The sequence below is a fragment of the Nostoc sp. FACHB-190 genome (assembly GCF_014696905.1).
Lineage (GTDB): Bacteria > Cyanobacteriota > Cyanobacteriia > Cyanobacteriales > Nostocaceae > Nostoc_B.
Genome location: NZ_JACJQW010000001.1, coordinates 398,939 through 412,671, shown reverse-complemented (window position 1 = coordinate 412,671; position 13,733 = coordinate 398,939). Strand labels below are relative to the sequence as shown.

The 13,733-nt window shown below is 42.4% G+C and carries 12 protein-coding genes; 5 read left to right on the top strand and 7 right to left on the bottom strand.

The features are described from left to right. Nucleotides 1–689 precede the first annotated feature (689 nt). A complete protein-coding gene (locus H6G28_RS01930; RefSeq protein WP_190588093.1) occupies nt 690–1,118 on the bottom strand; it encodes a hypothetical protein in 429 nt (142 codons plus the stop codon). A gap of 792 nt (nt 1,119–1,910) precedes the next feature. Between H6G28_RS01930 and H6G28_RS01925 the strand changes: the two genes are divergently transcribed. Continuing rightward, complete coding sequence (locus H6G28_RS01925; RefSeq protein WP_190668571.1) at nt 1,911–3,191, top strand: RNA-guided endonuclease InsQ/TnpB family protein; 1,281 nt, start codon at nt 1,911–1,913, stop codon at nt 3,189–3,191. A 49-nt stretch (nt 3,192–3,240) separates the two neighbouring features. Here H6G28_RS01925 and H6G28_RS01920 read toward each other — a convergent pair whose 3' ends face one another. The 3 genes from H6G28_RS01920 to H6G28_RS01910 all read right to left on the bottom strand — a co-directional run bounded on the left by H6G28_RS01920 (nt 3,241) and on the right by H6G28_RS01910 (nt 6,758). Continuing rightward, a complete protein-coding gene (locus tag H6G28_RS01920) occupies nt 3,241–3,510 on the bottom strand; it encodes a YciI family protein (RefSeq protein WP_190668568.1) in 270 nt (89 codons plus the stop codon). A 478-nt stretch (nt 3,511–3,988) separates the two neighbouring features. Then, nucleotides 3,989–6,424 carry a phenylalanine--tRNA ligase subunit beta gene (gene pheT / locus H6G28_RS01915; RefSeq protein ID WP_190668567.1) on the bottom strand — a complete coding sequence of 812 codons (2,436 nt, stop codon included), beginning with the start codon at nt 6,422–6,424 and terminating at the stop codon, nt 3,989–3,991. Between the two features lie 142 nt (nt 6,425–6,566). Further along, on the bottom strand, nt 6,567–6,758 hold the full coding sequence (locus H6G28_RS01910; RefSeq protein ID WP_190588096.1) for a hypothetical protein: 192 nt from the start codon (nt 6,756–6,758) through the stop codon (nt 6,567–6,569). A 70-nt stretch (nt 6,759–6,828) separates the two neighbouring features. On the opposite strand from H6G28_RS01910, the gene H6G28_RS01905 reads away from it, so the two are divergent. The 3 genes from H6G28_RS01905 (at nt 6,829) to H6G28_RS01895 (ending at nt 10,726) form a co-directional block, all read left to right on the top strand. Further along, a complete protein-coding gene (locus H6G28_RS01905) occupies nt 6,829–7,272 on the top strand; it encodes a hypothetical protein (protein WP_242048161.1) in 444 nt (147 codons plus the stop codon). A gap of 204 nt (nt 7,273–7,476) precedes the next feature. Continuing rightward, the gene (gene fusA, locus H6G28_RS01900) at nt 7,477–9,480 is read left to right on the top strand and encodes an elongation factor G (protein ID WP_190668565.1); all 2,004 of its coding nucleotides are present in this window, start codon (nt 7,477–7,479) and stop codon (nt 9,478–9,480) included. 349 nt (nt 9,481–9,829) lie between these two features. Then, on the top strand, nt 9,830–10,726 hold the full coding sequence (locus H6G28_RS01895; RefSeq protein WP_190668562.1) for a bile acid:sodium symporter family protein: 897 nt from the start codon (nt 9,830–9,832) through the stop codon (nt 10,724–10,726). 85 nt (nt 10,727–10,811) lie between these two features. On the opposite strand, the gene H6G28_RS01890 is transcribed toward H6G28_RS01895, so the two are convergent. The 3 genes from H6G28_RS01890 to H6G28_RS01880 are packed head-to-tail and all read right to left on the bottom strand — an operon-like array spanning nt 10,812 to nt 12,261. Next, nucleotides 10,812–11,042 (bottom strand): hypothetical protein, encoded by a 231-nt coding sequence (locus tag H6G28_RS01890; protein WP_190588099.1) that lies wholly within the window; start codon nt 11,040–11,042, stop codon nt 10,812–10,814. Then, entirely contained in the window at nt 11,043–11,774 is a 732-nt protein-coding gene (locus H6G28_RS01885) for a lipoate--protein ligase family protein (protein WP_190668559.1), read from the bottom strand. It abuts the gene before it with no gap. A 10-nt stretch (nt 11,775–11,784) separates the two neighbouring features. Continuing rightward, nucleotides 11,785–12,261 carry a YbjN domain-containing protein gene (locus tag H6G28_RS01880; RefSeq protein ID WP_190668555.1) on the bottom strand — a complete coding sequence of 159 codons (477 nt, stop codon included), beginning with the start codon at nt 12,259–12,261 and terminating at the stop codon, nt 11,785–11,787. Nucleotides 12,262–12,620: 359 nt separating this feature from the next. On the opposite strand from H6G28_RS01880, the gene H6G28_RS01875 reads away from it, so the two are divergent. Next, nucleotides 12,621–13,673, top strand: a complete 1,053-nt coding sequence (locus H6G28_RS01875; protein ID WP_190668552.1) for an aromatic ring-hydroxylating dioxygenase subunit alpha — start codon at nt 12,621–12,623, stop codon at nt 13,671–13,673. Nucleotides 13,674–13,733 lie beyond the last annotated feature (60 nt).

Here is a 13,733-nt window from a genome sequence, read left to right as displayed (position 1 = left end):
ACTGTTACTAAAAATAAACTCAAAGACAGGATATTTTTCCCAAATCAAATATTAATCATACATAACTTACAGCACCGTTGAAGTAAGTGAGGTACACCATGAGTAATAAGTAGTGAGTAATGAGTAATGAGTAAGTGTAAAGGCGTAAAAAAAACTGAAGAGAATAGTAGGTTGGGTGTAGCGATAGCGTAACCCAACAAAGTATGCGTGAATGTTGGCTTCTGTTACTCCACCAGTCTAAGTTTTTGCCTTAACTGAACTGTATTGCCTCATAAACATCAAATTTGCTGTAATACGATTCAGTTAAGTATTTCTCTCCTCTCTTTGCGCTTTCTGTTTTTGGATTTGTTCGTTAATAAAATAATATTCTCGCCCTAAGTGATACTATTTCACTTTAAAAATGATACAGATATGCAAGCAGCACCTCGACTTCTCCTGACGGAGACGCTGCGCGAACGCTCGGCGAACAGAAGCATAGATACAAAGGAAGTAATTTGTATCAGTAATTTCGTGAATTGGTATGAATCATGTTGCCACATAACAAAAAATAGAAAGCACTTGAGAATAAATTAGGGGTGCTAACAACTGCACCCCTACCAATCAACTATTTATTTTTGTAACTGACATGGGCATAATCCACAATGGATAATCCGTGTTGAATGATGAAATTACGAATTATCCATCATAAATTATCTTCTTCTGACCTTAGCAGGTCTGCGGTCTAGCAAATGCACAGCTGCACCAGCTGCTGCACCATTAAGGCCATTTTTCAACGTATTTCGACAACCACCAGTAACGGCACCAGCTACTACACCAGCGCCTGCGCCTACACCAACATCTCGAACGATGTTACGTCCGTTAACTCTTCTGTCACTTCTGGTTCTCAGACCGTTGGCACCATTAACAGCTGCACCAGCCGCAGCACCTGTCAAGGCATTATTTAAGAAAGAACCACAACCTGTTAAGGCTCCGGTTACGGCACTTGCACCAGCACCAATTGCAGCATTATTTAAGACTCTATCATCAGCACTAGCAGATTGAGTGGGAATTAAACTCACACTGGTTAAACTAACCGCCATCAAACTAGGTAAGAATGCACGTTTTAGGATGTTTTGCATGGGTAGTACCCTCTTAAAAAATCAAACGATTGGCGAACAACTAAATATTAAGTGCGATCGCTAACCCTTTTTTATTCTAGACAACAGCCATATTATCTTTGTTCAAGACATTATTGATAATCACATACACACAAATATCATGACATCTACTAAAAGTTAGGAATTGCAACTCTCAAATCAGACAGCCAAATAGTGTCACGCAGGCGCGATTTGGGTTTACACAGTTCGGTTTTCACAACTGTTTTACTTGGGGAAAAATCGGTTGTCTGGCGGTAGTGGACAATAAATAAACTGCCACATTGACAGCAAGAAATGAATATGTATGGCAAATTTTCTGACTAAATTTCCGGGATTTCTAATTAAAAAATATCCCATGATTTAGGGACAAGGGAGACAAGTAGGTGGACACAAAACGCATTTCGACTCCGCTCAATGCTCAATAAGTTGACTAGAAGAGGGTTGAGTTTCGACTTCGCTCAACTCCCACGAAGCGATGCACTGAGCCTGTCGAAGTGTGGATACTGAGCGCAGTCGAAGTATCGAAACCTGGTAATCTCAAGCTAGGTTTAATTTAGCTTGAATAGCAAGAAGCCTCACACTTACCGCGATAGCGGAAGTGTTGAGATGAATTGCGCGTGAGTTGACGAAAGTTTCCCGACGGCAGTTGCTACAAGTCGGCAAAGCCGCCCAACGCACTGCCTCACCAATGCCGACAGGCAAGGGAGGGAAACATGGAGGAAACGAACAAATCTTATGTTATACTCTTTTAGAGCAAACGTCGTTCACTCTAATATGTTAAGAGTCGTCAAAGTCAGGTTATATCCAGATGTCCAACAACAGCAGTCACTAGCGCAAGCTTTTGGCAGTTGTCGCTGGCTTTGGAATTATTGTCTTAACTTGATGAACCAAACATATAAGGAGACTGGTAAGGGGTTGTCTGGATATGAAGTTAAAAAGATAATTCCCCAATTAAAGAAAGAGTATGATTGGTTGTCACTAACTTACTCACAATGTTTGCAGCAAGTTTGTTTGAACTTGGGTGTAGCATTTAACAACTTCTTTGAGAAAAGAGCTAAATACCCTAGATTCAAATCTAAACATGGTAAGCAGTCAATACAATATCCTCAAAATGTTAAAGTTGCTGATAATTGTGTAACTCTCCCAAAAATAGGAGATGTAACAGCAATTATCCATAGACCCATTGAGGGGAAAGTTAAGACTGTAACTATATCTAAAAACTGTTCTAATCAATACTTTGCGGCTATTCTTTTTGATGATGGCAAAGGAAAACTAGAATCAAATACAGAAGGTAAAGCAATAGGCATTGACCTGGGATTGACCCACTTTGCTATTACTAGTGATGGGTCTAAGTTTGATAATCCTAGAATACTCAGCAAACATGAGAAGAATTTAAAACTTAAACAGCAGCAGTTATCTAGAAAGCAAAAGGGTTCTAATAACCGTATTAAAGCTCGAAAGAAAGTTGCTAGAGTTCACAGAAAAATAACTAACTGCCGTGAGGATTTTCTGCACAAGCTATCTCGTAGGATAGTCAACGAAAACCAAGTTATTGTTGTGGAAAATCTAAATGTTAAAGGCATGATGCAGAATCATAAACTAGCCAAGTCTATACACCAAGTTGGATGGGGAATGTTCTGTACCATGTTGAAATATAAGGCAGAAATGGAAGGGAAGATTTATCTTGAAGTTGATAGATTTTTTCCCAGTTCAAAAACCTGTCATGTTTGTCTTAATCAAGTTGGTAGTTTGCCACTTGATGTAAGATTTTGGACTTGTGACAATTGCCAAACCAGGCACGACAGGGATGTGAACGCAAGCATTAACCTCAGAGATGAGGGTCTACGAATACTTCGACTACGCTCAGTACAAGTTTTGACCTCTGGAACGGGGGATAAAGCGATGAAGTGTGGTCTTGGGGGTTTCCCCCATGAACAACTTCATCAAGAAGCCTGTCGCCCAGATGTAAGTCGTAGTAAGGGAGGACGCAAGAAATCCACTACTGCGTTTTCTGTTGGACAGGAAGCCTACACGCTCTCCGCCAGGTCAGTGTAGGTAGTTCACTTCTTCCGTTAATAGTTCAATTTATTTGTCAACGATCTAATTAAATAGCTTGAATCCATTCTTGGATAGAGTATTCTGTCCAAATACCGTTTTGCCAATAAGGGTCATTTTCAATTAATTGGCGGACAGTGGCTTCGTCTTCAGCTTCATAAATGCCAAAAACCTTGGTGATATCTTTGGTGGGGCCGATGGTAATTAACACACCAGATTCTTTTTGCTTGGCTAAACCATCTAAATGTGCTTGACGGTAAGGAGCGCGTTTTTCTAAAACGTCGTCGCAGTAAGTTCCCCAGAGTACATATTTGGGCATAGTTAATCAATTAAAAATCCAAATTTCACAATGAATATTAAGCTAAAACGGGTCAAAATTACAGGACTTACGCACAAAGATTATCTGTAGAGATTGGGTGAAAGGGTGAAAGGGTTTGGGGTGTAATGATTTTGAATCAGTACACCCTTATACCCCTGAACCCTCGCCAAAACCCAAATACTTGTCAAGGTTGTCATTGGTCATTGGTCATTTGTATTGATAAAGGACGAATGACCTAAATGAGTGATGAGTCAATTTATGACTATTGGTGTCAACTTAAGCTAGAAAGCTTAATGGTTGGCTTCGTCACCCGCCTCGAACTCAAGTTCAAGGCTAATAGCTCAAGTCTACTCAAGTAGACTACAAAATTTTGGGTATATTTTAGTCATCTTTAGATGACTTTTGCTATGAGCAAGGAACTTTAGTTCCTTGCGGGATATGAATTCTGTTGTTTACTTGACTCATCACTACTAAATTATTAGCTTCTGAGGTTAACGCCGAATTTTTCTACCAAGGCTTCCCGAACTTTGTTGTGTACAGGTTCGACTTCGGCATCGGTGAGGGTACGATCGCTTGCCCGGTATACTAGACGAAATGCTAAACTGCGTTGTCCTTGGGGGACGTTTTCGCCGCGATATTCATCGAAGATTTCCACAGATTCTAGTAAACCTTTACCAGCTTTGTTAATCGCTTTTTCTAGTTCTCCTACGGAAATTTTCACCGGGGCGAAAAAGGCGATGTCGCGATCGCTGGCTGGGTATGTAGAATAAGACTTGAATGTGGGAATCAAAATCTCATCTTGATCTAAGGCATCCAACAGCACATCTAAATCTAACTGAAATAGATATACAGAATCGGGTAAATCTTTTTCTCGCCGCAGTTGGGGATGCAGTTGACCAAATACACCCAGGCGGTTTCCACCTATCCACAAAGAAGCGGTGCGTCCGGGATGTAAACGCTCATCACGACAATCTGGTTGATATTCTACTTGGATACCCAATTGTTGAAAGACGCTTTCGAGAATGCCTTTGGCTTCAAACCAAGTTATTGGCTGTTCGCGTCCACCTTTTGACCATTTGCCGAGGCTGCTGTCTCCTCCTAAGATACCAGCGATCGCATCAGCTTCGTGCAGACCGTCTTCTTCTTGTTGGAAAATTCGCCCAATTTCAAAACCGTTGAGAGAACCGTTACCTTGTTCTAAATTGTATTGAAAAGCATCAATCAATCCAGCCATTAAATCAGTACGTAACGCCGAATATTCGGTAAACAAGGGGTTACTTAAGACTATCTGGCGGTCTTCCCCTGGTTTAACCAAAGAATACTGCACTAATTCCGTCAACCCTTCCGCCCGTAAAGTCGCCCGCAATTTCCGCAACAACTCCTGGTCTATGGGTAAATAGCCAGCTTGGGCTTTTTCCGGCAAGGTGTCGCAGAAATTATCATAGCCGTAGAGCCGAGCAATTTCTTCAATTAAATCAATTTCCCGTTCTAAGTCGCGGTAACGATAAGGCGGAACCGCCACATTCCAACTACGTTCATCTGTTGGTGTCAGCTGACATCCCAGGGCGGTTAAAATCCTGACAACATCGCTTGCTTGTAATTCCCCTGTGTCTTCGCCTAAATCTGTAGGGCCTAGTATTTCATTCACCCTATCTAAACGCAGAGCAATTGAACGACTCCAGGTCGCAGGGTCGGGACGAGTATCAACAACTTCTTGATGTACAATGACACCGCCAGCCAATTCACTAATTAAAGCCAAAGCACGACGACAGGCGACTTCCAATTCTGCCCGGTTCACACCCCGTTCGTATCTCCCAGATGCTTCACTGCGTAACCCCACCCCACGAGAGGAACGGCGAATAGCCACGGAGTCAAACAAAGCCGCTTCTAAAACTAAATTTTGCGAACCTTCATCAACTTCCGTTTCTTCTCCCCCCATCACTCCCGCTAAAGCCACAGGTTTATCGTTAGCGGTGATTAACAAATTTTGGGTTGCGAGGTTGCGAGTTTGCCCATCCAAGGTTTTCAGCGATTCTCCTTGATTGGCAAAACGTACACCAATAGTTAAATTGCCATTACCAGCAACAGCTTGTAAACGGTCTTGGTCAAAGGCGTGGAGTGGTTGTCCCCATTCCAACAACACATAGTTAGTAATATCAACGACATTACTAATGGGACGCACACCCGCAGCCCGCAAGCGTTGTTGCAACCAGTCCGGCGACGGGGCAATTTTTACTTGTTCAATGACTGTACCAATGTAAGCTGGGCAAGCTTGGGTATCAGCAATTTTTAAACCTAACTTGCCTGGATTTTGAGTGATTTTGACTTCCCCAGGTTCAGGAATACTCAGTTTACCACCAGTTAAAGCAGCAACTTCTCGCGCTATGCCTACCATACTTAAAGCATCAGCGCGGTTAGCCGTAGCCGTCACATCTAAAATTACATCATCTAAACCCAGCAACGGCCGGACATCACTACCCACCGAGAGATTTTCCCCAGTGAAAATGTGAATCCCATCAACATCACTCGGCAAACCCAGTTCTTTTAAAGAACAAATCATACCGTGAGATGGAACACCACGCAGTTTTGCAGGTTTAATTTTTAAATCGATGTTTGGTAAATAAGTGCCAACGGTGGCGACTGGGACATAAATATCAGCCCGGACATTGGCTGCACCGCAAACAATATTTAAAGTTTCAGCCGCACCCACATCTACTTGACAAACACTTAATTTATCAGCGTTGGGGTGGGGTTGACGTTCCAGCACTTTCCCCAAAACCACACCATCTGCCCAAGTGCGGCGGTCTTCAATATCTTCTACCTCAAACCCAGCCATTGTCAGGGTATGAGCTAATTCTTCTGGGCTTAATTTAATTTCTACTAGTTCCCGCAGCCAGTTTAAAGAGATTCGCATAAATGACGTAAAATCAACAATTTCAGCCTATTTTTACTTAAAAATGCTCACCTAATGCTCAAAAGCATAAGTTTCGGTGTTTGAGCGCATACTTTGAGCATTACTTTAAACTCAGTGGAGATGCTCGATTAATGCTCATTCTTCATTCTAATTGTTTCTGTTTATCTAATTTTTCCTGGATTGCGTCTCTGCAAAATTGTGCGGGGTCGTCTTGTGCCTTCACCGCTTCCTTCATCAACTCAGTACATCTAAAACTAATAGATGTGGTCATCGGTTCTTCACCCTTGGGTTGTGATGGTTGTAAGTTTTCGGGTGTTCCTCTAGGGTTCGGCATTGTTGAGAAGTGTAAATTAAGCTTGAATCAGACGTACACGTCTGACTAGACTGTTGAAATCAGTGGTTACATGAGCCTGAGAAACTTGTTAACCACTGATACCACTCGTAAAAATGGCAATATCTATTTTATGTTGTTTACTCGCACAGAATTAGAAGTTCTCACAGTTCAGCAACTCAAAACTTTATGCTGGCGATATGGTCTCAGACCTCTAGCCAGTGGAGCATACAAAGACAATTACATTAGTGCTTTAATGGCATTTCCGTTATTAGCGATACAACAAATGGACGATAGCGAAGGCTTAAAGCTACCTACATTTGAAATGTTGCAACATCTCGGCACTATCCTAGACCAAATGGGACAACCCTCAGACCACCAAGCCGCACTCATTAAGGCTTCGCTGGAGGGTAAGTATATGAATCCTCCGCAAAGGTGGTATCAGGAAAAGTTACTCAATCGATATCATGCAAAACACAACATTGAGCAAGCAATTACCCTACTAAGCATTCAGTAGCGATAATTCAAATCTTTTACACCAGAGTACTCTGATTGCTCAGATCCCCGACTTCTTTCAGAAGTCGGGGATCTCGTATCCCGCACAAAAGAATATCAATTTCTGTATCGTGAGGCTTGTCATCACAATATATTACAATTATAATACAAAATATAATACCACTTTCATAGTGACTATTTGTCGCTTGCACAAAAAGGAAATGTTATGATTCCCCGAACACGCGTCCGCAATATTGGTATCTCTGCTCACATCGACTCTGGTAAAACTACTCTGTCAGAGCGAATTCTCTTCTATACGGGCAGAATCCATGCTATTGAGGAGGTGAAGGGAGGCGGCAAGGGTGCAACAATGGATTTTATGCCGGAGGAAAAGCTGCATGGAATTACCATTACCTCCGCGGCCACAACTTGTCAGTGGCGTGATACCCAAATTAATTTAATTGATACTCCAGGGCATGTGGATTTCACGATTGAAGTAGAGCGTGCCTTGCGGGTGCTGGATGGGGCGGTGATGGTGTTGTGTGCCGTGGCGGGTGTGCAGTCCCAGTCCATCACAGTGGATCGGCAGATGAAACGCTACCGTGTGCCGCGTCTAGCATTCATTAATAAAATGGATCGAATGGGTGCAGATCCGTTTCGTGTAGTCCAGGCTATCCGCGATCGCTTGCAATTAAATGCGGTGTTGCTGCAATATCCCATCGGTAGCGAAGATAACTTCCAAGGTGTGATTGACCTAGTGTCGATGCAAGCACATTACTTTGAAGGCGAAAACGGCGAACATTGGGTCAAACAAGCAATTCCTGAAAGTCTTGTAGCAGCAGCACAACAGGCGCGGGAAAAATTGCTAGATAGCTTGTCCTTGTTCTCAGAAGAAATGACTGAGATGCTATTGGCAGATCAAGAAATTCCCCAAGAACTGATTTGGCAAGTTATCCGCCAAGCAACCTTGAGGCTGGAATTCACACCTGTACTGCTGGGTTCTGCATTCAAAAACAAAGGCGTGCAGAATCTCTTAGATGCGATCGCCCTTTATTTACCATCTCCCATCGATAGGGAAGTAGTCAAAACCGCAGAATCAGTCAGTGTTTACCCTGAGCCTGATTCTGACTTGGTAGCTTTGGCATTCAAACTCACTCTTGAATCTTTCGGTCAGCTAACCTACACCCGCATTTACTCCGGCACATTAAAACCGGGTGATCTTGTGTATAACTCCCGGACTGAAAAACGAGTGCAAATTGGTCGCTTGGTGCGAATGCACGCCAACAAGCGCGAAGAGTTGCCAGTGGCTGTGGCTGGAGATATTGTGGCTTTGTTGGGTGTTGATTGTGCTTCGGGCGATACATTATACACGGGAGACACACCAGTGTTTCTCGAAAGAATGTTTGTCCCGGAACCAGTGATTACACTGGCAGTTACACCGAAAAAACAAGAAGATAGCGATCGCCTAGCCAAAGCCCTCAACCGCTTTCAACGAGAAGACCCGACATTTCGGCTCAGTATCGACCCAGAATCAAAAGCAACTTTGATTTCTGGTATGGGTGAACTGCATCTGGAAATTTACTTAGAACGGATTCAACGGGAATATAATGCTGAGGTTTATGTCGGTACTCCCGCAGTGGCGTATCGGGAAACCATTAGCCAAAAAACTCAATTTGATTACCGACTCAAGAAACAATCTGGTGGTACTGGTTTATACGCCCATGTAACTGGGTGGATTGAACCCAGCGATGAACCATTTGTATTTGAGAATCGGGTAGTTGGTGGAGCAATTCCCAAAGAATATATCCCAGCTTGTGAAAAAGGTTTCCGCGAGGCGATGACAACAGGAAAACTGTCAGGCTATCCGGTAACTGGGGTGAAAGTCGTGCTGGATGGAGGTTCCTATCATCCAGTTGACTCTTCGGAATTGGCGTTTCGCTCTGCTGCTCATCAAGCACTGGAAAATGCGATCGCCCAAGCTAAACCCTATATCCTCGAACCAATTATGCTCGTCGAAGTGGAAACACCAAACGAGTTCATAGGTAGAGTCCAGGGTGATATATCATCCCGTCGCGGCTTGCTGTTGAGTTCCGAGACAATGCAAGGATACTCTGTGATTCGCGCCGAAGTACCATTAGTGCAGATGTTTGGCTATTCTACAGACTTGCGATCGCTCACTGCCGGTATGGCAACTTTTTCAATGGAATTTGCCTGTTATCGCAAATCCTAAGCCACATGGGCAACTAGCATCTTGAATTAGTTATTTAGGGACACAATTATTCTGTGTCCCTTTTATTTTTGCGATCGGGTTTACTCGTCGCGTGATACCATTTCACGAAGAATCTGATACAGATGTAAACCCTAAAATTCTTGCTACATCTAAGTTTTTTAATTGCGAATTGTGAATTGGTATGAGTGGTATGAATACTCGCCCATACGCTTGTAAAGAAAGCAATACTGTTTGATAATGTTTCTACCTATACCAGCAGTTTAAGATGCAAATCGGCACAAAACAGCGAATAATCTTGTTTTACCGTTAAATTTCTCACTGATAGAGTCGTTATTATAAATTATTCATTATGGAAGCAAGCTTTTTCACTACAGTTGCTCTACCTATAGCCTTAGCAATTATTATGCTGGGAATGGGTTTATCGCTCACACCCGCAGATTTTCAACGTGTCAAAAATTATCCCAAAGCCGTCACCATTGGCTTGATTAGTCAGTTAGTTCTTTTACCAATTATTGGTTTTGCTATTGCGAAATTAGTACCCATGCAGCCTACCATTGCTATGGGTTTAATCATAATTGCGCTTTGTCCAGGTGGGGTATCTTCCAACGTAATTACATTCCTGGCTAAAGGTGATGTTGCGCTGTCGGTGACTTTAACAGCTTTGAGTAGTTTGATTACCGTTTTGACAATTCCAGTATTAGCAAACCTCGCATATCAACACTTCATCGGACAAACTGCGGCGATCGCTCTACCTATTGGTGCAACAATAGTACAAATCTTTCTGATGACACTGCTGCCTATCGGTTTAGGAATGGGAGTGCGTCAGTTATTCCCAGAAGTTGCCCATCGTTTAGAAAAGGTGACTAGCCGTTTAGCCGTTGCCTTCCTGGCTATAATTATTCTCTTACTAATTGTTCGTGAGTGGAATCGTCTCCCTGGCTTTATTCTGCAAGTAGGAATTGCTGTGGTGCTGTTGAACAGTGTCTCAATGCTGGCGGGGTTTTATATTAGCAAACTATTTAACCTCAATCCGTCTCAGCAAATCTGCATCGCCATTGAGGTGGGGATTCAAAATGGTACACTAGCGATCGCCATTACCGCCGGAATACTCAACAATCCTGATATGGCAGTACCAGCAGCCGTTTACAGTTTATTTATGTATGTGACAGGGTTAATTGCGATTAACTACGGTAGAAAGTTAGCTGCAACTACTCCCATTCCCCAAACTCTAGAAAGTAAGGTTTAGCATAATTCAAGATACAGGCTTGACCGAGTAGCAATATGTTATTTTCATCTGACTATAGCGTTGCTTCATCTGCTCAAGTAAAAATTTATCTGCGTTTATCTGCGTCCATCCTCTTCAATCGGCGGTTAAATTTGGTTTTCTGCGCCAACTCCGTTTGAGTCAGATTATTTTTGACGCGCAGTTGTTTTAATTGTCTGCTCAAAGATAGCTTTATCTCAATGAAAGCTACTTCATCAGATGATAGTTCGAGAAAGTCGGCTGCATCGCCTATGCGCCAAGCTGCGGCTTCCAGTCGTTGACTTTTATTTATATCCATCTAAACTCCCCTTACCTCCGCGTTTAAAATCTCCTGTAACTCCCACTCTGATAACTGCTGCACTTCAATTTCCATATCAAAACAGTCTTGTGCAGCAGCAATCAAGGCCGTCATAATTTGTTCGAGGCTGTAAGGGAAATGAAGGTTATTGAATGACTCTGTACCAAATACTTGTGCAAACAGTTCCGCATCTGGTTGCAAGCGAATGGAACCATGTTGCAAAATTACGTTACCGCGTTTGAGTTGGGCGCTACCAATGAGTTTTGCGCCATTGGGTAAAATTAAATCTGCACCTGTCGCCGTCCCAAAGCAGTTGGGGTTATGGATGTAGCCGCGCCCAGCTGTACCGTAGCTTAATTCCACACCAAGCGATCGCCATCCTTGAATTAAAAATTCACAAATCTTTGTATATGCTTGTAAACGGTTTCCAGCTAAACCCGATGTAATGACAGCGTAGGTTAAATCGCCTTGGTGTAATACTGCTCTTCCACCAGTGGGACGGCGGACTAAATCTAGTTTTTTACCTTGCCAAGTTAAATTCTCCCATGCTTGGGGATATTGTCGTTGATGATAGCCGAGAGAAATAGCAGCTGGCGACCAAGTATAAAAGCGCAGAGTTGGAGGATGCTTTCTGAAATGGTGTTGTTCTAATAACCATTTATCGATCGCCATCTGTAATTTACCAGAGGCTTCTAAGAAAGGAATCAGTCGCCATACCTGCTTGTTAGACATGAATGATTACTTAAGCAAGACCAAACTCAGATTGTAAAGCTTCATCGTTGTTATCGGCGATCGTGGCAACAATCGTAATTAACCGTGAGACTTCCCCTGGAGACAACTCCGCTAGGGTACGTGTTGAGATGACAACAACTTTATCATCAATGATGCCAAAACGCGCTTCAAAAGTACTAGAGCAATTCAACTCTAAAAGGTAACGCATTAATTTTGGTTCATCTTTGGCGGGTAACTTTAATACGACAGACCAAACTGTGAAGGTGTCTTCGTCGCTTGTACCCGTGAGTTGTACAAACACTTCCACACTACCGTACTTAAACTTCCAGAGATATCCACCTTCTGGACTCTGGCTAACCATTGCGCTGTCATCTTGTTCTAGAGAGTCGATGACATTTTCAATAATTTCTAGATGGTCGAGGGTAGCTGTGTCTTGCATTAGTTCGTTAAGAAATTCTTCAGTTAGGTTTTCTTGAGAGATTGCCATAAGAATTTTTGGTTCAATATGTTTACTGGTGTAGGACTTACGCAGTGAGACGAAAAAACAAGGGTTTGGGAAGGGTGTAGGGGTATGGGGTGTATGTATCCAAAACCCTTACACCGTTCGGCTGACGCTCACGGCGAAGCCCCTAAACCCAATCTCCACAGACCATCTTTGTGCGTAAGTCTTGTGGTGTATCGGTAGAGAATTCAGAATGAAGGGAAAAGGGTTGAAAATCTCCACTTCGGTGAATTCTGCTGTAACTACACATACTTTATAGCTTGTCAGCAAAATTAGTTTTAGTTCCCTAAGTGATAATCTGGTCATCAGTGACTAGACTAACGCGGAAAAGGATAGGCTGAATTATGTCATCTCTCTCTCAAACTGTGCAAACTTCTGATGTGCGTCAATTGGGGATTAACCCTAACCATTGGTATGTAGTTGCACTGAGTACTGAGGTAACTAATAAACCCGTGGGAGTGATATTATGGCATCAAGCGATCGCACTTTACCGCGACAGTACAGGTAAAATCCACGCCTTAGAAGACCGTTGTCCCCATCGTCAAGTTAAACTCAGCCACGGACAAGCGATCGCTAATGAATTAGAATGCGCTTATCATGGTTGGCGGTTCAATTCATCGGGTGAATGTACAGCAGTTCCTTATTTAGCTGCAAATCAAAAATTACCAAACTGCCAAATTCGTCGTTACCCAGTCAAAGAACAAGATGGTTTTATTTGGCTATTTCCTGGTGATGCAGAATTAGCTGTTGAACCAATGGGTTTACCAGAATGGGAACATCTGAATTATATTGCTTCAGTTGCAGTCATTAACTGTCAAGCCCATTATTCTTATTTAATTGAAAACTTGATGGATATGTATCACGGACATTTACATCAAGATTTACAAGCTTGGGCGGCAGCATCTTTACAAAATATCGACGAAGATAATCACCGTGTAGATGTCCATTATACTGCCCAAAGTTATTATAAAATCGATAAAATTTGGTCAATTTCTCAATTATTTTTCCCCGCATTACGAAAACTCCATCCAGAGCCGTTGGATGTGAGTTATGTCTATCCCCATTGGCAATCTACATTAGGGAAAGATTTTAAAATCTATTGTTTATTGTGTCCTATAAGTGAAACTCAAACCAAAGCTTATTTAATTCACTTCACCTCACTCAATGCCTTTTGGCGATTACATAAATTACCTGTCTGGTTTCGCCGATTTATTAAAGATAGTTTATTTAATGCCGCTAAAAAACTACTTGAAGGTTTAGTAGTGCAGGATGTAGAAATGATTGAGGAAGAACAACAGGCATATTTACAAAATCCGCAACGGCGCAATTTTGAGTTAAATCGAGCTTTAGTTAGTGTGCAGAAATTGATGCGGAGTCAAGTTGAAAGATTAGGCTGAGATATCAGTAAATTATCTACAGCAATCCTATCTGAGTTGTGAAAACATATTATTTTAAAC

What these genes read in the sequence shown, in the direction of transcription:
- H6G28_RS01930 (WP_190588093.1), bottom strand. Translation starts at nt 1,118, where the DNA reads ATGCAAAACATCCTAAAACGTGCATTCTTACCTAGTTTGATGGCGGTT.
- H6G28_RS01925 (WP_190668571.1), top strand. Translation starts at nt 1,911, where the DNA reads ATGTTAAGAGTCGTCAAAGTCAGGTTATATCCAGATGTCCAACAACAG.
- H6G28_RS01920 (WP_190668568.1), bottom strand. Translation starts at nt 3,510, where the DNA reads ATGCCCAAATATGTACTCTGGGGAACTTACTGCGACGACGTTTTAGAA.
- pheT (WP_190668567.1), bottom strand. Translation starts at nt 6,424, where the DNA reads ATGCGAATCTCTTTAAACTGGCTGCGGGAACTAGTAGAAATTAAATTA.
- H6G28_RS01910 (WP_190588096.1), bottom strand. Translation starts at nt 6,758, where the DNA reads ATGCCGAACCCTAGAGGAACACCCGAAAACTTACAACCATCACAACCC.
- H6G28_RS01905 (WP_242048161.1), top strand. Translation starts at nt 6,829, where the DNA reads ATGAGCCTGAGAAACTTGTTAACCACTGATACCACTCGTAAAAATGGC.
- fusA (WP_190668565.1), top strand. Translation starts at nt 7,477, where the DNA reads ATGATTCCCCGAACACGCGTCCGCAATATTGGTATCTCTGCTCACATC.
- H6G28_RS01895 (WP_190668562.1), top strand. Translation starts at nt 9,830, where the DNA reads ATGGAAGCAAGCTTTTTCACTACAGTTGCTCTACCTATAGCCTTAGCA.
- H6G28_RS01890 (WP_190588099.1), bottom strand. Translation starts at nt 11,042, where the DNA reads ATGGATATAAATAAAAGTCAACGACTGGAAGCCGCAGCTTGGCGCATA.
- H6G28_RS01885 (WP_190668559.1), bottom strand. Translation starts at nt 11,774, where the DNA reads ATGTCTAACAAGCAGGTATGGCGACTGATTCCTTTCTTAGAAGCCTCT.
- H6G28_RS01880 (WP_190668555.1), bottom strand. Translation starts at nt 12,261, where the DNA reads ATGGCAATCTCTCAAGAAAACCTAACTGAAGAATTTCTTAACGAACTA.
- H6G28_RS01875 (WP_190668552.1), top strand. Translation starts at nt 12,621, where the DNA reads ATGTCATCTCTCTCTCAAACTGTGCAAACTTCTGATGTGCGTCAATTG.